Annotated in this window: 13 protein-coding genes; 8 read left to right on the top strand and 5 right to left on the bottom strand. The window is 67.2% G+C overall.

Annotated features, from left to right (window positions below; translation table 11 throughout):
• The first annotated feature begins 45 nt into the window (after positions 1-45).
• Positions 46-1,305 carry a DUF4192 family protein gene (locus AC1MDG_RS08275; RefSeq protein WP_479808505.1) on the top strand — a complete coding sequence of 420 codons (1,260 nt, stop codon included), beginning with the start codon at positions 46-48 and terminating at the stop codon, positions 1,303-1,305.
• A gap of 304 nt (positions 1,306-1,609) precedes the next feature.
• Positions 1,610-2,932, top strand: a complete 1,323-nt coding sequence (locus tag AC1MDG_RS08280; protein WP_043480555.1) for an RNA polymerase sigma factor — start codon at positions 1,610-1,612, stop codon at positions 2,930-2,932.
• 133 nt (positions 2,933-3,065) lie between these two features.
• Here the strand turns inward: AC1MDG_RS08280 and AC1MDG_RS08285 are convergent, their stop codons facing one another.
• Positions 3,066-3,287 carry a DUF7455 domain-containing protein gene (locus AC1MDG_RS08285; RefSeq protein ID WP_028270844.1) on the bottom strand — a complete coding sequence of 74 codons (222 nt, stop codon included), beginning with the start codon at positions 3,285-3,287 and terminating at the stop codon, positions 3,066-3,068.
• A gap of 223 nt (positions 3,288-3,510) precedes the next feature.
• Here AC1MDG_RS08285 and AC1MDG_RS08290 point away from each other — a divergent pair, with 223 nt between their 5' ends.
• Positions 3,511-5,619 carry a DNA gyrase/topoisomerase IV subunit B gene (locus tag AC1MDG_RS08290; RefSeq protein WP_479808506.1) on the top strand — a complete coding sequence of 703 codons (2,109 nt, stop codon included), beginning with the start codon at positions 3,511-3,513 and terminating at the stop codon, positions 5,617-5,619.
• A 92-nt stretch (positions 5,620-5,711) separates the two neighbouring features.
• Here AC1MDG_RS08290 and AC1MDG_RS08295 read toward each other — a convergent pair whose 3' ends face one another.
• Both AC1MDG_RS08295 and AC1MDG_RS08300 read right to left on the bottom strand, forming a co-directional pair.
• The gene (locus AC1MDG_RS08295; protein ID WP_479808507.1) at positions 5,712-6,719 is read right to left on the bottom strand and encodes a M56 family metallopeptidase; all 1,008 of its coding nucleotides are present in this window, start codon (positions 6,717-6,719) and stop codon (positions 5,712-5,714) included.
• 6 nt (positions 6,720-6,725) lie between these two features.
• A complete protein-coding gene (locus tag AC1MDG_RS08300; protein ID WP_479808508.1) occupies positions 6,726-7,112 on the bottom strand; it encodes a BlaI/MecI/CopY family transcriptional regulator in 387 nt (128 codons plus the stop codon).
• Between the two features lie 274 nt (positions 7,113-7,386).
• Here AC1MDG_RS08300 and AC1MDG_RS08305 point away from each other — a divergent pair, with 274 nt between their 5' ends.
• From AC1MDG_RS08305 to AC1MDG_RS08320, 4 genes are read left to right on the top strand one after another with little or no spacing between them, the layout of a single operon-like run.
• Positions 7,387-8,985 carry a cytochrome ubiquinol oxidase subunit I gene (locus AC1MDG_RS08305; RefSeq protein ID WP_479808509.1) on the top strand — a complete coding sequence of 533 codons (1,599 nt, stop codon included), beginning with the start codon at positions 7,387-7,389 and terminating at the stop codon, positions 8,983-8,985.
• A 19-nt stretch (positions 8,986-9,004) separates the two neighbouring features.
• Positions 9,005-10,054 carry a cytochrome d ubiquinol oxidase subunit II gene (gene cydB / locus AC1MDG_RS08310; RefSeq protein ID WP_479808510.1) on the top strand — a complete coding sequence of 350 codons (1,050 nt, stop codon included), beginning with the start codon at positions 9,005-9,007 and terminating at the stop codon, positions 10,052-10,054.
• Between the two features lie 6 nt (positions 10,055-10,060).
• Positions 10,061-13,621, top strand: a complete 3,561-nt coding sequence (gene cydD / locus AC1MDG_RS08315) for a thiol reductant ABC exporter subunit CydD (protein ID WP_479808511.1) — start codon at positions 10,061-10,063, stop codon at positions 13,619-13,621.
• A gap of 9 nt (positions 13,622-13,630) precedes the next feature.
• The gene (locus tag AC1MDG_RS08320; protein ID WP_479808512.1) at positions 13,631-14,695 is read left to right on the top strand and encodes a GNAT family N-acetyltransferase; all 1,065 of its coding nucleotides are present in this window, start codon (positions 13,631-13,633) and stop codon (positions 14,693-14,695) included.
• A 35-nt stretch (positions 14,696-14,730) separates the two neighbouring features.
• Here AC1MDG_RS08320 and AC1MDG_RS08325 read toward each other — a convergent pair whose 3' ends face one another.
• Both AC1MDG_RS08325 and AC1MDG_RS08330 read right to left on the bottom strand, forming a co-directional pair.
• Positions 14,731-15,249, bottom strand: coding sequence for a DinB family protein (locus tag AC1MDG_RS08325; protein ID WP_479808513.1), 519 nt, complete (start codon positions 15,247-15,249; stop codon positions 14,731-14,733).
• A gap of 9 nt (positions 15,250-15,258) precedes the next feature.
• Positions 15,259-17,757, bottom strand: a complete 2,499-nt coding sequence (locus AC1MDG_RS08330) for a DNA gyrase/topoisomerase IV subunit A (protein ID WP_479808514.1) — start codon at positions 17,755-17,757, stop codon at positions 15,259-15,261.
• A 53-nt stretch (positions 17,758-17,810) separates the two neighbouring features.
• Between AC1MDG_RS08330 and AC1MDG_RS08335 the strand changes: the two genes are divergently transcribed.
• Positions 17,811-20,531 carry a bifunctional acetate--CoA ligase family protein/GNAT family N-acetyltransferase gene (locus AC1MDG_RS08335; protein ID WP_479808515.1) on the top strand — a complete coding sequence of 907 codons (2,721 nt, stop codon included), beginning with the start codon at positions 17,811-17,813 and terminating at the stop codon, positions 20,529-20,531.
• Positions 20,532-20,536 lie beyond the last annotated feature (5 nt).

Consider the following 20,536-nt stretch of genomic DNA (forward strand, 5'->3'; position numbering starts at 1 on the left):
AGGCCGGCTCTTAACCTGGGGCGCCGGCCGTACAAGTCTGGATGCATGACACCTCCGGAACGACCGACTCCAGAACGACTGACCATCACCGGCCCTGAGGACATCCTGGGCTTTATTCCGCACTCCCTCGGCTACTGGCCGGCCAACAGCCTGGTGGCCATGACCATGCAGGGGAAACGCCTCGGCGCCACCCTCCGCGTGGACTTGCCCGTACTCGACTCTGATGCGGGGCTGCGCCGGTTTGCGCGCACTGTCAGGGAGTATCTTGAAGCGGACCACGACGCCGACGGCACCCTGCTGGTGCTCTTCAGCGATGAAGGATGGTTCGCCGGCGCAGACTCTGTTCCCGGCGGTGTTCCCGCCGGAGTGCCGGCGGAGGGGACTTTGGCATGGCTTTTGGCAGCACTGGAGGTGGAGCTGGAAGTATCCGGGCGTCCGGTCCGCGACGCCTGGTATGTCGGAGAGGCCTTCTGGCGGAACGCGCATTGCTTTGACCCGTCCTGCTGCCCGTTTCCCGGGCGCTCGGTGGACGAGATCAGGGACAGCAGGCTGAACGCCGAGATGGTTTTCCGGGGCAGCAGCGTGGGGGAGGACCCTTCCGCCGCAGCCGTTGCCCCGCCCGTGGCGGCCCGGGCCGACGGGTCCGTGCTGGAATCCGAAGAGCGCTGGGCCAAGGAACTTGTTGCGCTCCGGGGGAGCCGATCCCAGTTCGCCATGGTCCTGGATGTCTGGGGGCGCGTACTGGCAGCTGACCCGGGGACGCTCCTTCCGGCAACGCTGGCCGGGTACCTGCGGGCTTCGTTGCGCGTGCCCCATTGGCGGGACGCCGTACTGGTGATGAGCGCAGCGGGCCGGCAGGCAGCGGAGCAGGGTGCGGAGGACTTCGGGATCTTCGAACCGGACGGTGACTTGCCGGTGGTGTCACCGCCCCTGGGCGGACTACCGGCGGCGTCCCCGGCTGAGGATGCTGCCTACCCGGTCCCCGGCTACGGGGATGTGCTGTTGGGGCTGGCGCCGGCTTCACCGCGCTGGAACCGGATGCGGACGCTGGAAGTGGTCCTTCTGCAGCTGGGCGCGGCAGGCGGAGGCGAAGGCGGTGCGGCGTCGCTGACGGGACGGGGCTGGATCGAATGGTGCCGGGGCAGGGGCTCGTTTGCCCATGCCCTGTTGGACCAGGCCCTCGCAGTGCACCCTGGATACCGGCTGGCTGGGCTCTTGTCCGAACTGGTCAGCCGGGGGACGCTCTGCGGATGGGCAGGGCGCCGCGACGCCGCGTGGCAGAAGTTCGAAACAGACGCGGCGTAGGGCCGGGCTGTCCGGGCGGACGCCCGGCAGGGCAAGGCAGCCCGGCCGAAACATTGGGGCCTGCGGACCGCCGTGAGGCGCCGATTGGGAAAATCATGAGACAATGGTTGCCGAGACCCGGTTGGGTCCGTGAATCAAGTGCATGTAGTGATGCCCGGAAACGGGAACATTACGGCCGTTCCGGCAGTTCTACTTAATGACTCTGCCGGCCGCGATCGCACCTGATGTGAATCACGGACTTGACAGGGTCATAGTGGTGTTGCCCGCATGGTGATTCCACAGACCGCCGCTAGAAAGGTTTTCTGTGACCCCGTCTTCCGCGAAGAAGGAACCCGCCGACCAGGCCGAATTGTCCCCTGAGGAGAAGAAGGCGGCGACGAGCGCCAAGCGTGCCGCCACGCGTGCAGCCAATAAGGCTGTCAAGGATGCTGCTTCCGCCGAGGGCGGCGCCCCGGCCAAACCCGAGCCCAAAAAGCGCGGACCCAAGCCCGGCGCCAAGGCTGCCGCCGAGGCCGGCAAGACGCGCACGTCGGACGACGACGATACAGAGGATGTCGAACTGGATGAAGATCTTGACGACGTCACTCCGGATCCGTCCGAACTGAGCGAGGAGGAAGCCGCCAGCAAGACCGGTGCCGCTGCCACCGGGTCCGGCTTCGTCTACTCCGACGCCGACGACGACGACGCGCCTGTCCAGCAGGTCATGTCCGCCGGTGCTACGGCCGACCCCGTCAAGGACTACCTGAAGCAAATCGGCAAGGTTGCCCTGCTGAACGCTGAACAGGAAGTGGACCTCGCCCTTCGCATCGAGGCGGGCTTGTTCGCCGAAGAGAAGATCGCGGCTGACGACGGCTCCATGGATCCGAAGCTCAAGCGCGAGCTCGAGTTCGTCATCCACGACGGCAAGCGTGCCAAGAACCACCTGCTGGAGGCCAACCTCCGTCTCGTCGTCTCCCTGGCCAAGCGCTACACCGGCCGTGGCATGCTCTTCCTCGACCTCATCCAGGAAGGCAACCTGGGCCTCATCCGTGCGGTCGAGAAGTTCGACTACACCAAGGGCTTCAAGTTCTCCACCTACGCCACCTGGTGGATCCGCCAGGCCATCACGCGCGCCATGGCCGACCAGGCCCGCACCATCCGTATTCCGGTGCACATGGTCGAAGTCATCAACAAGCTGGCCCGTGTGCAGCGCCAGATGCTGCAGGATCTCGGGCGCGAACCTACGCCCGAAGAGCTGGCCCTCGAACTGGACATGACACCCGAGAAGGTCGTCGAGGTCCAGAAGTACGGCCGCGAGCCGATTTCCCTGCACACGCCGCTGGGCGAAGACGGCGACTCGGAATTCGGTGACCTCATTGAGGACTCCGAGGCCGTGGTCCCGGCCGACGCGGTGAGCTTCACCCTGCTGCAGGAACAGCTGCACTCGGTGCTGGACACCCTCTCCGAGCGCGAAGCCGGCGTTGTCGCCATGCGGTTCGGCCTCACCGACGGACAGCCGAAGACTTTAGACGAAATCGGCAAGGTCTACGGAGTGACGCGTGAGCGTATCCGCCAGATCGAATCGAAGACGATGTCCAAGCTGAGGCACCCGTCCCGGTCCCAGGTCCTGCGCGACTACCTGGACTAACCCGCCCTCACACATGGGAAAGGCCCCGCCAATTGGCGGGGCCTTTCCCATGTCGTGGCATCGTCCGGAAGTCGACGGCAAGCAAACAGGGCCCCTCCGAAGCGGAGGAGCCCTGTTCTAACCAGAGAGTTGCTTAGTCCACCGATACCGGCGGCTTCTCGTGAAGCCGGCCCGTCTCGTCGTGCCAGTCGGAACTCAGCGGCTTGAGCGTCGCTTCGACTGCCCGTGCGTGGTGGCCGCAGAAGAGCAGCTCCCCGCCGGAGGACTCAAGAACAACCCGGACGTACGCCTGTGCTCCGCAACGATCGCACCGGTCCAGTGCGTTGAGCGTGCGGTCCGCAACTGCTGTTGTCATTTCGGCCTCCTTAGTAGATCTGTATATCTATATAACCAGCATTCGAAGCAAAACCATGACAAGGATGGATCACTTTCGCTGTGCGCGTATCACCGTTCCGTAACGGGGACCGCGCGTTGCCGCGGCTGCTGGAGTGGCTGGCGGGCGTCCCGGCGCGGGCCGACTAACCTAGGAAGAGCGTCAAAAGCATTAGTAGTCCCGTCACTGAAGGAGTTCACAACCCGTGGCACCAAGTTCTGATTACACCGCCCGGCACCTGTCTGTACTGGAAGGCCTCGAGGCCGTCCGTAAGCGCCCGGGCATGTACATCGGTTCCACCGACTCCCGCGGCCTGATGCACTGCCTGTGGGAGATCATCGACAACTCCGTCGACGAGGCGCTGGCCGGGTTCGGCCACGACATCAAGATCATCCTGCACGCCGACAATTCCGTCGAGATCCACGATGACGGACGCGGGATTCCCATCGACGTCGAACCCAAGACCGGACTGACCGGCGTCGAGGTTGTCTTCACCAAGCTGCACGCCGGCGGAAAGTTCGGCGGCGGCTCCTACACGGCGTCCGGCGGCCTGCACGGAGTGGGCGCCTCGGTGGTCAATGCGCTGTCCTCCCGGCTGGACGTGGAAGTGGACCGCGGCGGGAAGACCTACAAAATGTCCTTCCGGCGCGGTGAGCCGGGGCGGTTCAAGGACCCCGGGACGAAGCCCGACCCCGCTGCGACGTTCGAACCGTTCGTTAATGACTCCGTCCTGGACGTCGTGGGCAAGGCCAAGCGCGGGGTCACCGGCACCCGGATCCGCTACTGGGCTGACCGCCAGATCTTCACCCCGGACGCCAAATTCTCGTACGACGAGCTGGCCGCACGTGCCCGGCAGACGTCCTTCCTCATCCCGGGCCTGAAGCTGACCGTCCGCGATCAGCGCAGGATCCCGGGCACGCCGGGCGAGCTGGGCGGCCACGAGGAAGTCTTCCATCACGACGGCGGCATCTCCGAGTTCGTGGACTTCCTCGCCGCGGATCCTGCGGTCACCGACACCTGGCGGCTGCACGGCTCGGGCAAGTTCAAGGAAACCGTTCCGGTCCTGGACGAGCGGGGCCACAGCCAGCTGGCCGAGGTGGAACGCGACTGTGAAGTGGACGTGGCTCTCCGCTGGGGAATCGGCTATGACAGCACGGTCCGCAGCTTCGTCAACATCATCTCCACTCCCAAGGGCGGGACGCACCAGTCCGGGTTCGAACAGGCACTGGTGAAGACCTTCCGCAAGGCTGTTGAGGCGAACGCCCGCAAGCTCAAGGCCGGCAACGACAAGATCGAGAAAGATGACATTTTCGCAGGGCTGACTGCCGTGCTGACCGTACGCCTGGCCGAGCCGCAGTTCGAGGGCCAGACCAAGGAGATCCTCGGCACGTCCGCGGTGCGGGCCATTGTGGCCCGGGTGGTGGAGAAGGAGATCAACGCGAAGCTGAACTCGGCCAACCGCAATGACAAGGCCCAGTCCGCGCTCCTCCTGGAGAAAATCGTCAGCGAGATGAAGTCCCGCATTTCGGCGCGCGTCCACAAGGAGACGCAACGCCGGAAGAACGCACTGGAGACGTCATCGATGCCCACGAAGCTCGCCGATTGCCGCACCGATGACGTGGTCCGCTCGGAGCTGTTCATCGTGGAGGGTGACTCCGCGCTGGGAACAGCCAAGCTTGCCCGCTCCTCCGACTTCCAGGCACTCCTGCCGATCCGCGGCAAAATCCTCAACGTCCAGAAGGCCTCGGTGGGGGACATGCTGTCCAACGCCGAGTGCGCCGCGCTGATCCAGGTGGTGGGTGCAGGGTCAGGGCGCAGCTTCGACATCGGCGCCGCACGCTACGGCAAGGTGATCCTCATGACCGACGCCGACGTGGACGGCGCCCACATCCGCACTCTGCTCCTCACGCTCTTCTTCCGTTACATGCGGCCCATGATCGATGAGGGCCGGGTGTTCGCCGCAGTGCCGCCGCTGCACCGGGTGGAGGTGATCAACGCGGGGCAGAAAGCCAACGAGATGATCTACACCTACTCCGAGGCCGAGCTCCACGTCCTGCTGGCCCGGCTGGCCAAGGAGGGCAAGCGTTACAAGGAGCCCATCCAGCGCTACAAGGGCCTGGGTGAAATGGACGCCGAACAGCTGGCGGAAACCACCATGGACCCGCGCCACCGGACACTTCGGAAGGTGGGGATCGAAAACGCCAAGCAGGCCGAGGAAACGTTCGACCTGTTGATGGGCTCGGACGTCGCGCCGCGCAAGGACTTCATCATCGCCGGCGCCGCGAGCCTGGACCGGGAGCGGATCGACGCCTGACCCTTGGAACCGGATAGCCGGGTAGTAGCGGGCCGGGCAGTACCCGGCGGCCGACTGCCGTCCGGCCGCCCACGGGGCGGCCGGGTGTCCTGCTAGCCGAGCAGCCCCGGGACGATCAGCAGGGCTGTGGGCACCGCCAGCAGCAGCAGGCAGCACGCCAGGACAAGGGCCCGAAGCGGTGCCGACAGCGGGTCCTTGGGGGACAGGAGCCGGCTCACCCTGGATGCTGTGGTGCCGGCCGAACCGGCGCCTCCGGACGCCCCCTGGATGCCGCCGTCGACAATTCCGTCTGCTGCCGACGGAAGTCCGGCGCCGCCGTTGAATGCCACCCGGGTGGCGGGCACACCGCTTGGCCCGCTGGCAACAATGGCAATGGCCTTGATCAACGTGGCTTTGCTTTCGGTCTTCAGCGCGACGTCGTCAGCGAGCATTTCGATCAGCGAGCTCACGGCTTCCTGGGCGAGGCGGGTGGTCGGAAGCCAGGGGAGGGCCTGGCGCCACGCCGCGAAAGCCCACAGCAGGAGGTGGTGGCGCTGGCTCAGGTGGGCGTTTTCGTGGATCAGCACAGCACGCAGTTCCGCAGGCTCCAGGGCCGCCATCAGGCCGTCGCTCAGGACCGTGACGGAGCGGGCGCCGCCGGGGAGGCAGTAGGCCACGGGGGAATCGTGGTTGATGACCACGGTTCCGGGACCGTCCGTCGACGGGGACGCCAGGAGCGCCAGGAGCTCGCGGTGGCGCCTGCGCTGGCGTTCGATCCGGTAGTAGGTGAGCAGCAAGGTAAAAACGAGGTGGGCAGTGAGGAGGGCGGCCGCCGACAGCGCAAAAAGATGCCAGAAGCCCAGCGCCGTCGTGGGGGCATTAAAAAGGACCATGCCGGCCAGTGCGCCCAGGCCGGCCAGGAGATTGTCACCGATCGGCTCGAGGCCGTAGACCAGCATGGCGCCAATCATTGACAGGCCGCCGGCGAGGCCGATTGCCTGCCAGAGCAGCATGGCGGTGAACGGTGACCGGGCCGGCCATTGCGCGCGCGAGAGAAGGATAGGCACCGGCCACGCCAGGACTATCGCCAGGACCGCCAGCAAATATGAGGTCCAGAACATGCGCTATTAGATGTGGCCAAGCAGTTTGCGCAGAGTTTCGGCTTCACTTTCGGTGACGGAGCCAATAAAGCGGGCAAGGACGGCTTCGCGGTCCGGCGCCGAGCCCAGAACTTCATGCATCAGCTCTGCGGTGTGGTCCGCCCGGCTGGAGACGGCCTGGTAGCGGTGGGGACGGGTGCCGCGTTCGCGCTCAACCAGCCCCTTCTTCTCCAGCCGTGACAGCACGGTCAGAACGGTGGTGACGGCGAGATCCTTGCCTTCGTGGCCGGCGTTGCCGCCCTGGGCCTGGGTGCTCTGCGCCAGCAGGTCCCTCAGGGTGTTGGCGGTGGCCGCTTCCTGGCCTGCCCAGAGCAGATCCATCACTGCCCGTTCCAGTTCACCAAGACTTGCCATTCCGTACATCCTTCTTAAAGGTCCGATCCGCGAAGCCGGAGCGGCAATCGCGGAGCGTAGTTCGAATACTTAAGTTCTAAATTTACCTCTTTTTTGACTTTCTTTCTACATGAGGTAGAACAGTCGGCGCGTCGCGCCCTTGCCAGTGGCTGCGGCCAGTGGAACTGTTGTTTACACTGCATGCCGAAAGTGTTCTACACTCTGTAGAAGTTGGTCTTCTACGAGGTGTAGAAGACTTGGACTGATGAAAGCCTAGCCAAAAGTAGGGACTGCCTTGGACGCTTTGGAAATCGCACGCTGGCAATTCGGAATCACTACCGTGTACCACTTCATGATGGTCCCGCTGACCATCGGGCTGGGCCTCGTGGTGGCAGTCATCCAGACGGTCTGGTACCGCACCGGCAAACCGGAGTATCTGCGCATGACCAAGTTCTGGGGGAAACTCTTCCTCATCAACTTCATCATGGGCGTTGCCACCGGCATCGTGCAGGAGTTCCAGTTCGGAATGGCCTGGAGCGAGTACAGCCGCTTCGTCGGCGACGTGTTCGGGGCGCCGCTGGCGCTCGAGGCGCTCCTGGCCTTCTTCGTGGAATCCACCTTCCTGGGGCTGTGGATCTTCGGCTGGAAGCAGCTCAAAAGGGGAGTCCACCTTGCCTGCCTCTGGATCGCTGTGGTGGGCTCCGTGTTCTCCGCGTACTTCATCATCGTGGCCAACAGTTGGATGCAGCACCCCGTCGGTGTGGAAATGATCAACGGGCGCCCGGTCATGACCGACGCCTGGGCCGTTTTCACGAACAACACCGCCCTCGTCGCCGTCCCGCACACCCTCTTCGGTGCCCTGGCCGTGGCCGGAGGCTTCCTGCTGGGCATTGCCTGGTACCACCTGTGGCGCCGACGCCATGACGGGATCGACACTGTGGGCGCGGACGGCAAGGTCATTCCCGGTGAAGCGGACATCCCGGGCCGGGACAAGGCTGACCACAAGGTGTGGATCCGCTCGCTGCGCATCGGCGCCGTCGTTGCCATGATTTCCTTCTCCGGCACGGCCCTCACCGGAGACCTCCAGGGCAAGCTCATGTTCGAACAGCAGCCCATGAAAATGGCCGCGGCCGAGGCTGCGTGCCACGACGGCACCGGCTTCTCTGTCCTGAGCGTCGGCAACCTCGGCTCGAAGAACTGCGACGACATCGTCGCTGTCATCGAAGTTCCCGGGATTCTGTCCTTCCTCGCCAAGGGCGATTTCACCACCGAGGTGAAGGGCGTCAACAGCCTGCTGGACCAGTACAAGGCCGACTACGGAACCCACCTTCCGGACAACCCCATCTACGGTGACCGGGCCGGGCAGGAAATCGAGTACGTTCCGGTCATGGAAGTGACCTACTGGGGCTTCCGGATGATGATCGGATTCGGCGGGCTGGCCGCCCTGGCGGCACTTGTGGCCCTCTGGGTGACCCGCAAGGGCACCGTGCCGGCCTCCCGCGGCCTGATGCGGCTCGCCGTCGTCGGCGTCCTGGCGCCGTTCGGCGCGAATGCCGCCGGCTGGATCTTCACCGAAATGGGCCGCCAGCCGTTCGTTGTGGCACCCAATCCCGATCCCAGCGGCATCGACCAGGTCTTCATGTTCACCGCTGCCGCCGTCTCACCCGGCGTTTCCGCCGGGGAACTGCTCACCTCCCTGGTGGTCCTGACGGCCGTGTACGCCGTGCTGCTGGTGGTGGAGGTGAAGCTGCTGGTGAAGTACATCCGCGGCGGCGTCGTGTCCGCCATGCCCGAACTCGCCCACGCCCCGGTTGACGAAAACGAGGACGCCACACCGGGCTCCGGCACCGGCAAACCCGGCGGCTCCGACGACGTCCTGGCATTCGCCTACTAAGCGCAGAGGAAATTCGACAATGGAACTGCTGCCCACCATCTGGTTCATCGCCATCGCGGTGTTGTGGACGGGATACCTCTTTCTCGAAGGATTCGACCTCGGCGTCGGCATGCTGATGAAGCTCTTCGCCCGCAATAACACCGAACGCCGCGTCCTGCTCAACACGATCGGACCCGTCTGGGACGGCAACGAGGTATGGCTGCTGACCGCCGGCGGCGCCACGTTCGCCGCCTTCCCGCTCTGGTACGCCTCCCTGTTCTCCGCCCTCTACCTTCCCTTGCTGCTGGTCCTCGTGGCCCTCATCTTCCGGGCCGTGGCTTTCGAATACCGCGGCAAGGTGGACACGGACCGCTGGCGCGCGGTGTGGGACTGGGCCATTGCGGCCGGCTCCCTCGTTGCCGCTTTCGGCGTGGGCGCGGCACTGGCCCTGACCACCACCGGGCTTCCGCTCAACGCCAACGGTGACCGCGAAGGCGGACCGTTCGCCTGGTTCAGCGGTTACGCCGTCCTGGGCGGGCTTGCCGTGGTGTGCTTCTCCCTGCTGCACGCGCTGGCGTTCCTGGCGCTGAAGACCGACGGCGACGTCAGGCACCGTGCCCGCAACTGGTTTGTCCGGCTCCTGCCGGTCCTCCTGCTCCCCATCGCCGGCTGGGCCATCAGCGTCCAGCTTCTCAGCGGCGAGGTGTGGACCGTCGCGGCGGTTGCCGCTGGCGTTGTGGCAGCAGTGTTCGCCTGGCAATTTGGTCGGAACGGCCTGGAAGGGAAGGCGTTCCTGTCGCTCGGGGTGTTCCTGCTCCTGGGCAGCGCCTCCATCTTCGGTGCGGCCTTCCCGGTGGTGCTTCCCTCCACCATCAGCCCGGACTTCAACCTGACCATTTCCAATGCCTCATCCTCCGACTACACCCTGGGACTCATGAGCATCGTGGCCTGCGTGGGACTGCCGCTGGTGCTGGCCTACCAGGCCTGGACCTACTGGGTGTTCCGCCGCCGCGTCAGCGCCGCGCACATTCCGGAAGCCCACAGCTTCCTTCCCGCCATCGCCGCCAGGGCGCTGGCACCCAAGGACTAGGACCACATGAGACCGCAGTTCCCGGCCGGACCCGCAAACCGACTGGCCCTCTACTGGCTGGGCCTCCTCGCAGCACTCAAGGCGCTGTCACTGGTGCTGATGGGCCAGGCCGTGGCATCCGTCCTGGCCGGGCTGGTAACCCAGAGCCCGGCGTGGGCAGACCAGCTGGGCTGGGGACTTGCCGGCGTGATCCTTCGGTCCCTGACTGTGTGGGCGCAGGGCGTGGCGTCCCGCCGGGCCGCCCTCGGGGTCAAGGAAGAACTGCGCGCCGCCTTGTTGGAACGTGCGTTGAGGAACGGCACGCGTGCTGCAGGTCCGTCCGACGGCGGCCTGGCCATCCTGGCCACCAGGGGCCTCGACGCGCTGGACAGCTACTACACGCAGTTCCTGCCGGCCCTTGTCAACTGCGCCGCCATCCCGCTCCTGCTTGGCGCCCGCATCCTGTTCGCCGACTGGGTCAGCGCGGTGGTGATCGTGCTGACCGTGCCGCTGGTACCTGTCTTTATGGTGCTGATCGGACGCTATACCGAGGACCGGGTCCGGGCCGCGCAATCGGCCCTGGCCCGGTTGTCGGGCCACATGCTGGAACTGGCCAAAGGGCTGCCCGTGCTGGTGGGGCTGGGCCGGGCCAGCGCCCAGCGCAAGGCGCTGGAGGATATTTCCGAGCAGTACCGGTCCCGCACCATGGAAACCCTCCGGACGGCCTTCCTTTCCGCCCTGGCCCTCGAACTGATCGCCACGATCTCGGTGGCCGTTGTGGCCGTCTTCATCGGCGTGCGCCTGGTGCACGGGGACATGGCGCTGGAGGCCGGGCTGCTGGCCCTCATCCTGGCACCCGACTGCTACCTGCCGCTGCGGGAACTGGGCACCGCCCACCACGCCAGCGACGACGGCCGTGCCGCCCTGGCCGAGGTCACCGCGGTCATGGATGCGCCTGAAGTCCAGCCGCTGGTGCCGCAGGACGGCCTCAGTGCGGAAGGCAGCCCGCAGCCCCTGGAGAAGGCGTCCGACGTCGGCGCGGACCTTCCGGTGATTACCGTCCGGGGCCTGACGGTGACTTATGGCGGACGGTTGGAACCCGCCGTCGGACCGCTCAGCTTTGAGGCGCCGGCAGGCCGGATCACCGCCCTCGACGGCGCCAGCGGCGCGGGCAAGAGCACCATCCTGGGCGTCCTGGCCGGAACCGTTGGCACCGGCGGCGGTGCTGTGGTGAGCGGACGCATTGCGGGGTTCGTGCGGTCGGACGTGGCCTGGGTGCCGCAGCACCCGGTCATGGTGGCGACAAGCGTCCTGGCCGAAGTGCGGCTCTACCTGACGGACGGTGCCGACACCGGCACCGCTGCCGCTGACTCTGCCGCTGCCGCACAGCGCTGCCTCGTGGCAGCCGGAGCAGGACACCTGGCCGGAAAGCACCCCGCCGAGCTCAGTCCGGGGGAGCTGCGCAGGGTTGCCCTGGCGCGTGGCCTGGCGCGGATTGAGGCCGGTGCCACGCTGCTGCTGCTCGACGAACCCACTGCGCACCTGGACCGCGAATCCGCCAACGTGGTCAACGAAGCCATCCTGAAGCTGCGCGGCCGGGCCACCGTCCTGCTGGTGGCCCACGACCGGATCACCCGGGAACTCGCGGACCATGTAGTGGCCGTGTGGGCGGCCTCTGCCCCGGCACGGCCGGTTCTGGACCCTGCCGCCGCGGCCGTAGCGGCGCGGGCGGTGGAACCGGCCGCCGGTCGGACAGCGGACGGCACTCCGGCCACGCCCGCCGTCACCCCGGCCGCCACGCCCGCCGGCACCGCGGCCCGCACGCCTGCGGATGACGGCGGCGCTGTCCCGGCTCCGGCCAGCGGCAACACCCCGGCCCGGATCTTCCGGCTCCTGCGGCCGGAGTCCCTCAAATTCGGCGCGGCCGGCATCGTGGGGGTCCTGGCGGCGTTGTTCGCGGTGGCCCTTGCGGGCCTGTCCGGCTGGCTCATCATCCGGGCCAGCGAGCAGCCGCCCATTCTCTACCTCCTCACCGCCATCGTGGGTGTGCGGTTCTTCGGCATCGGCAGGGCCGTCCTGCGCTACACCGAGCGGCTCCTGCTGCACGACGCCGTGTTCGCCTCGCTCACCAGGCTGCGCGGCCGGCTGTGGGATTCGCTGAGCCGCCGGGCCCTCTCCCTGCGCCGGCTCCTGCAGGGCGGCAACGTCCTGGGCACAGTGATTGACGACGTCGACACCGTACGGGACCTGCTTCCCCGGGTGGTCCTGCCGCCCGTCACAGCAGTAGCGGTGGGGGCCTCTGCCGTGGCGGCCACTGCGCTGCTGCTGCCGGTGGCGCTGCCGGCAGCCATCGCCGCCGCGCTGGTGTCCCTGGTGGCCGCACCGGCGGCTGCCCTCCTGACGGACAGGATGTCCGCCCAGGCCGAACAGCGGCTGCGTTCCGGGGTCCTGCGTGACGTTGCCGCAGCGCTGGATGCGCGGGCCGAACTGCACGCCAACGGTGTTGCGGGCCCGGTGCTGGCCGCCATCGGCGACGCCGACAAGGAGGCAACCGCCGCCTCGCAGCGCTCCGCGTGGGCGGAAGGACTGGGCCAGGCGCTCACTGTCCTGGCCTGCGGCGCCGCCGCCCTGGCCAGTGCTGTGCTGGCCGGACCCCAGGTGATGGACGGCTCCGTTGCGGCGGCCACCGCCGCCGTCGTCGTCCTGCTGCAGCTCGCCCTAGTGGATCCGTACGCCGCCATCACGACGGCGGTCCGACAGTACCCGGCGCTCCGCCAGGTCCTGGACCGGATCAGCGAGGCCGGTGTGCTGGATGCCCCCGCCACAGGCGAACCAGGCATATCCGATGCCCGGGCAAGGGGGGCACAAGCATCGAACGCCGGGACCGGCGGGCTGGAGCCAGTCGACCCGCGCTCCGGCGGGCAGCCGGGCCTGGAGCTCCAGGCCCTGTCCGCGGCCTGGCCCGCAGGACCGGTGGTCTTCACGGGCGTCTCCGCGACCGCGGAACCCGGCCGGTGGCTGGCCGTGACAGGCGCCTCCGGATCCGGAAAATCCACCCTGCTGGCCGTTATGCTCGGGTTCCTGCCGCCGCACTCCGGACGGATTGCAGTCAGCGGACGGGTGGCATGGTGCCCGCAGGAAGCCCACCTTTTCGATTCCACCATCCGCGGCAACCTCCTGCTGGGCCGGCCGGAGGGCGCGGCCGGCACGGCCGAAGAGGAGATGGCCGAGGCCCTGGCTGCCGTGGGGCTCGAGCCGCTGCTGCGCCGGCTGGAGGACGGTGCCGACACCCGGATCGGGCCCGGCGGCGCGTTCCTGAGCGGCGGCGAACGCCAGCGGTTGGCTGTCGCCAGGACGCTCATGACCGGCGCCGATGTGATCCTGCTGGACGAACCCACCGCGCACCTGGACGCGGAGGCGGGCAGGGAAATGCTGGCTGACCTCCGCAGGGGGCTCACTCGGCGGACCGTGGTGCTGGTCACCCACAATCCTGACGACATTGACCCGGCGGACCGCAGGCTGGACCTTGACGCAGGAGCGGGCACCGTCGTCGTTCCGGTTCTGGCGGGGGGCGGGGCCGGCAGCTAGCCTGTTGCCATGCTGAACGACGATGCCCCGGTGCCGGGATCCTGGCGAAATGCACTCACCCGGGCGGGTTTGGTGTGGCGTCCTGCGGCGGAGGGTGACATTGAGGCGTGGGCTGCCCTGATCGCCCGGACGGCCGAGGCTGAACGGCCGGTGTGGTTCGAGCGCGCCGCCGACCTCGAGCAGATCCTGCAGTCAAAAAAGAACCCTCCGGCCGCCAACACCATCCTGGTGCTGGATGGCGGGAAGGTTCCCCGCGCCTACGCCCGCATCACGAAGAACAGGGAAGGCGACAAAGCCTACGGCTTCGGCTGTGTCGACCCCGCCTGGCAGCGCCGGGGGATCGGCACGGCCTTGCTGGGATGGCTGAGCGAACGGACCCTCCAGCGCTTCGCGGAGGATAGCGCACCTGAGGACGGCGCCCCCGGGGACAATGAGCCCTTGCGGGAGCGCCCCGTGCCGCGTCTGCGGATCCACATGGAGCAGCAGCACGAGCACCAGCAGCAGCTGCTCCGCAAATCCGGATTCCGGGTGGTCCGCTATTTCAACGAGATGCACCGGCGCCTGGACGGCACTGCCCTTCCGGAGGTGCGGCTCGATGACGGGCTGGACCTCGTGACCATGCACGCGGAGCTCAGTGAAGGCGTCCGGCAGGCCCACAACGCGGCCTTCCGCGACCATTGGGGCAGCGAGCCGCGGGATGAGGAGTCCTGGGGTTTCACCGTCAATGATCCACAGGCGAGGCCGGACCTGAGCGCCGTGGTCCTGGACCGTGCCTCAGGGACCGTCGCGGGCTACCAGCTGGCCAGCCACGATCCGGACAGCGCGGCGTCCCGTGGCTACAGCGAGGGCTACACGGACCTGCTGGGCGTCCGCCGTGAGTATCGCGGACGCGGTATCGCCCAGGCCCTGCTCGCTGACGCGATGCGGCGCTTTGCGGCGGCCGGGATGGACCGCGCTTCCCTGGATGTCGATTCAGAGAATCCCACCGGCGCACTGGCCCTCTACGAAAAGATGGGGTACGCCGCAGTCAACCGGAGCCTGGCCTGGGACAAGGAGCTTCCGGAGGGCAGCTGATCCGGTGCTCAGCCAACTGTCGTCAGCGGCGGACGTCAGGCGTCGATGTCGTGCAGGTGATGGACGACGTCGTGAAGGAAGTACTGCGCGAGGGTCATGACGGTGAACTCCGAACCGTTGCTCCGGAAGCCTTTCCGGCCCCATTCGTCCTCGTGCACGGCGGCGAACGACCCCGCGATCTGTTCTCCCTCGGATGTCAGTTCAACACTGACGACCGCGGGGTCCGCGTTGGCGTAGTCCTGCTCCACGGCGGTCTTGTCCTGGTCCCAGTTCTCGAAGCGGGCGTTGTCCTCGCTGAGCATCAGGTTCAGCCGGTGGTCGAAAAGGCCGAAGACGTCCCGGACATGCGAGGCGTACTCCAGTACGGACCACGTGGCGTCGTCCGGGCGTTCCGCGACGTCCGGCCGACGCAGCGCCGCCCGCCAGCGGGGAAGCATGTTGGTGACACTCCCGGGAACCGTGGCCGGAGTGACCGTCGAGGCGTCGAAACCGCATTCCGGGCAGACCCGGGTCAGCACCCAGGTCCAGTCCTTTTCGTCAGGGATGATAGGCATGCCAGTAGTCTAGGCCCGGGTCATGCTGGGCCCAATGGCGTCCACTGCCTGCGACAGCGGGATGCCGGAGCCGTCCCGGCGGCCGTGTTCCTGCGGAAGCGACCGCGCCACCCCGGCCAGCGAGGACGCCTTGGCCGGGCCGTGTCCGGCCCACGCGATGAGGAGGGTATCCTCGCCCTTCAGGAACCGGTGCGCACGGACTCCGGCAGTGGCCCGGCCCTTGGCCGGGTACTCCGCAAAAGCAGTGACTTTCCCGGCCCCGGGAGCCGTGCCCGGCAGGGCGCCTTCGGTCCCGGACACCGTCACCACAACGGCGTCCTCGTCGCCCGGGGCGACGGTGCCGAAGAACAGCACCTGGTCCCCGGCGGCCAGTTTGATCCCCGCCATGCCGCCCGCGGTGCGGCCCTGCGGCCGGACATTTGCCGCGCTGAAGCGCAGCAGCTGGGCCTGCCTGGTCAGGAACACGAGGTCGACGTCGTCGGACCCGGCCGGTTCAACGCCCACCACCGTGTCCTTGTCCTTGAGGGCAATGACTTCCCAGTCCTCGCGGTTGAGGGGGTAGTCGGGCTGCACGCGTTTGACGATGCCCTGCGCCGTACCGATCGCCAGCACGGAGTCCAGCGGAGCGAACGCAACCAGCGTTTCACCCTTCAGCAGGGTGATGAAGTCCTTGGCGGGCACGCCGCCGGCCAGGTTGGGAAGCCCGGACATCGGCGGCAGTACGGGCATGTCCATGACCTGGAGGCGCAGCATCCGGCCCAGGGATGTGACGGCGGCGATCTCGCCGCGCGCGGAGGTTTTCACCACGGACCGGAAGACGTCGTGCTTTGACCGCGGTCCGGACTCGGCGAGGGGTTCCTGGTTGGAGGTCCGGGCGATCTGTCCGCTGGCGGTCAGGATGGCCCAGCAGGGGTCGTCGGCGATTTCGAGTGCGAGCGGGGCCGCCTTGCCCTTGCCGCCGGGCGCAGCAGCCAGCGCGGCGACGGTGGGGGAGACCGCTTCGGACTCGAGCAGGACTGTCCGGCGGGGCGTGCCGTACTTCTCGGCAATGTCGCCGAGTTCGTCGGACACCAGTTCGCGCAGGCGCTGGTCCGAACCGAGGATGGCCTCCAGTTCCGCGATTTCGCGTTTGAGCTGGTCCTGCTCCTTTTCGAGCTCGATCCGGGAGTACTTGGTCAGCTGCCGGAGCCGGAGTTCCAGGATGTAGTTCGCCTGGATCTCGGTGAGGTCGTAGATCGACATGAGGCGTTCTCGGGCGGCGGCAACCTCGTCGGAGGACCGGATGATCTGGATGACCTCATCGATGTCCACGATGGCGATCAGGAGGCCCTCCACCAGGTGGAGGCGGTCCTTTTTCTTAGCCAGCCGGAAGGCCGTCCGGCGCCGCACCACGGTGATGCGGTGGTCGACGTAGACGGAGAGGAGCTGCACCAGCCCCAGCGTCTGCGGCTGGCCGTCCACCAGCGTCACGTTGTTGATGCCGAAGGAATCTTCCATGGGCGAGTAGCGGTACAGCTGCTGGAGCACGGCGTTCGGGTTGAAGCCGTTCTTCAGCTCGATGACCAGCCGCAGCCCGTGCTTGCGGTCGGTGAGGTCCACGATGTCGCTGATGCCGGTCAGCTTCTTGCCGTTGACGGCGTCCTTGATCTTCTCGATCACCTTCTCCGGGCCCACCATGTAGGGAAGTTCGGTGACCACCAGGCCGGTGCGGCGGGCGGACAGCTGCTCCACCTCCACCTTGGCGCGGGTCTTGAACGAGCCACGGCCGGTGGCATACGCGTCCCGGATGCCGTCCAGTCCCACGATCCGTCCGCCCGTGGGCAGGTCCGGGCCGGGGACGAAGCGCATGAGGTCCTCGAGGGTGGCCTCCGGGTTCGCGATCAGGTGCCTGGCGGCGGAGATGACCTCCACGAGGTTGTGCGGGGCCATGTTCGTGGCCATGCCGACGGCGATGCCGGTGGCGCCGTTGACCAGCAGGTTGGGGAAAGCCGCCGGGAGGACATCCGGCTGGGTCAGCTGGTTGTCATAGTTGGGGACAAAGTCCACCACGTCTTCGTCGAGGTGGTCGGTGAGGGTGAGCGCCGCCGCCGCGAGGCGGGCCTCTGTGTACCGCGGGGCCGCCGGGCCGTCGTCGAGCGAGCCGAAGTTGCCGTGGCCGTCGATCAGCGGCAGCCGCAGCGAAAAGTCCTGTGCCATGCGCACCATGGCATCGTAGATCGCCGTGTCGCCGTGCGGGTGCAGCTTGCCCATGACTTCGCCCACCACGCGGGCGCTCTTCACGTGGCCGCGGTCCGGACGCAGGCCCATCTCGCTCATCATGTAGAGAATGCGCCGCTGCACCGGCTTCAGGCCGTCACGGGCGTCCGGGAGGGCCCGCGAATAGATGACTGAATAGGCGTACTCGAGGAACGAGCCTTCCATTTCCGACGTGACGTCGATGTCAACAATGTTCTCGGTGTAGTCCTGGACGGCGTCCCCTGCCGGGGCGGAACTTTGGCGGCGGGCCATGGGGCTGGTGGATCCTTAACGGTTTACTGGCGAATTTTAGCTAGGCTAAGCCTATGGTGGATCAGCCCGGGGACGGCGTATATCCGGAATATTGGGAAGCCGATGTCGTTCTGCGGGACGGAGGGACGGCTCATTTGCGCCCGATCCACCCCGCAGATGCCGACGCCGTACAGGCTTTCCATACCGGCCAGTCGCAAAAATCCATCTACATGCGGTTCTTCGCCTTCAAGGCGCGGCTCTCCAGCAAGGAGCTGAAGCGCTTCACGGAAGTGGACTACAAGGACCGGGTGGCGCTGGTGATCACCATCGGCGGTGAAATCCTGGGCATCGGCCGCTACGACCGGCTGGCCGATCCCGAAGAAGCCGAGGTTGCCTTCAATATAGCCGACGCCCACCAGGGCCGCGGCATCGGGTCGATCCTGCTTGAGCACCTGGCCGCCGCCGCCCGCGAAAACGGGATCCGGAAGTTCAGTGCCGAAGTGCTGCCGGAAAACCGCAAAATGCTGATGGTCTTCTCCGACGCCGGCTACGACGTCAAGAGGCACTTCGACGACGGCGTCGTGAGCCTGGAGTTCAACATCGACCCCACGGAAAAGTCCCGGGCCGTGATGGAATCACGGGAGCACCGCGCGGAGGCGCGCAGCATCCAGGGGCTGCTGGCGCCGTCGTCGGTGGCCGTGATCGGTGCCAGCCGCAAATGGGGCACCATCGGCTACCAGCTGCTCGAACACATCATCGAAGGCGGTTTCACCGGGCCGGTCTATGCCATCAACCCCGAGGCACTCGAACTCGCCGGCATGCTGTCCTTCGCCAGGCTCTCGGACGTGCCGGACCCTGTCCGGCTGGCCATCATCGCCGTGCCGTACGAGGAAGTACCGAACGTGGTGGCTGACTGCGCAGCCGCAGGCGTGAAGGGCGTTGTGGTGGCGACGGCCGGGTACGCCGACGACGGCGAACGCGGGCTGGGACGGCAGCGCGAGCTGGTCCGCCAGGCCAGATCCAATGGAATGCGCGTGATCGGACCGGCATCCCTGGGCATCGTCAATACCAACCCCGCCGTGTCCCTGAATGCGTCGATGGCGCCGAGCCTGCCGCGCCGCGGCGGTCTGGGCCTGTTCAGCCAGTCCGCCGCCATCGGAGTGGCCTTGTACGCGGCGTCCAGCCGGCGCCGGCTGGGCCTCTCGACCTTCCTGTCGGCCGGCAACCGGGCGGACGTCTCCGGCAACGACATGATGCAGTTCTGGGAAGACGACGCCGACACCGCCGCGGTGGGGCTGTACCTGGAATCCATCGGCAATCCGCGTAAGTTTTCCCGGCTGGCGCGGCGCCTTGCCCGCACCAAGCCCGTCATTGTGGCGAAGTCGGACGCCACGGGCCTCCAGCTGCCCCCGGGGCATGCGGTGCGGACCACCCAGGCCCCCGCCGGCGCCCTGGACGCGATGATGCGCCAGTCCGGCGTGATCCGGGTTGAAACCATTGAACAGCTGATGGACGTGGCACAGATTGTGGCCGGCCAGCCGCTGCCTGCCGGGGCGGACATCGCCGTGTTCAGCAACTCCCGCGCGCTCGGCAAAGTGGTGGCGGACAGTGCCGCAGCCAACGGGCTCGGGGTTGAACAGATTGTCACCGACGTGGATCTCGACGCCGGCATGTCCCTGGCGCTGCCTGCCCTCCGCGAGAGCCTGGCCAGGACACTCGCTGCGGACTCCGTCCACGCCGTGGTGGTGGCGCTGCTGCCGGCACGGGGCCTGACCGTGGAAAGAATTGCCGGAGTCCTGGCGGAATGCTCCGCCGCGGCCGGGAAACCGGTGGTCGCCGCGTTCACCGGGATCCTGGACCCGTCCGTCTACGTCGAGGGAATGGTGGGGGCCGAAGCCGGGCCGGTGCACTCCGTGGAGCATGAGTCCGCAAGCGGATCAGTGCCCTGCTACTCCAATCCCGGCGCCGCCGTCGCGGCGCTCGCCGCCGTGGTCAAGTACGCCGAGTGGGTGGACCGCGACCAGGGCCTGTTCGTGGAGCCGGAGGGCTGCGAGCCGGAAAGTGTCAGGACCGAGCTTGAGGAAATGCTCCATGACGTCCCCGGTGAACAGCTGGTGCAGCTTGACCCTGCGAGGGCAGCAACGCTGCTGGCCCATTACGGCATCCGCGTTGTTCCGTCCGAGGGGTTCGAGACGCCGGACCAGGCCGTGGCGGCCGCGGAGCGGTTGGGCTGGCCTGTGGTGCTCAAGACAACGGACCCGGCACTGCGCCACCGGCTGGATCTGGGCGGGGTGCGGCTGGACATCCAGGACGCGGACTCCCTGCGGCGGAACATCGTTGAAATGCACCGCGCCCTGGCGCCGTACGGCTCGCCGTCCATGGAGGTCCAGACGATGGCGCCTGTGGGGCAGGCCTGCACCTTCCGGGCGATTGAGGATCCGCTGCTGGGCCCGGTGGTTTCCTTCGGACTGGCCGGCGACGCCGTGAACCTGCTGGAGGACTGGGCCCACCGGGTGCCGCCGCTGTCCGGCGCCGATGTCCACGATTTCATCCGCGCACCGCGGGCAGCCCGGAAACTGTTTGGCTACCAGGGCCTGCCGGCCGTGGATGTCGCGGCGCTGGAGGACATCGCTGCGCGGTTGACCCGGCTCAAGGACAACCATCCCGAAATAGCGCTCGTTGAGTTCAATCCTGTCCTGGCCGGCCCGCGGGGCGCATCGATCCTGGCGGCCGATGTCCGGATCGCGAACGCAGCCCAGCGGACCGACAGCGCCCGGCGTGCGATGCGGAGTTAGCACAG

The sequence above is a fragment of the Arthrobacter sp. AIWTK1 genome, from assembly GCF_056680535.1.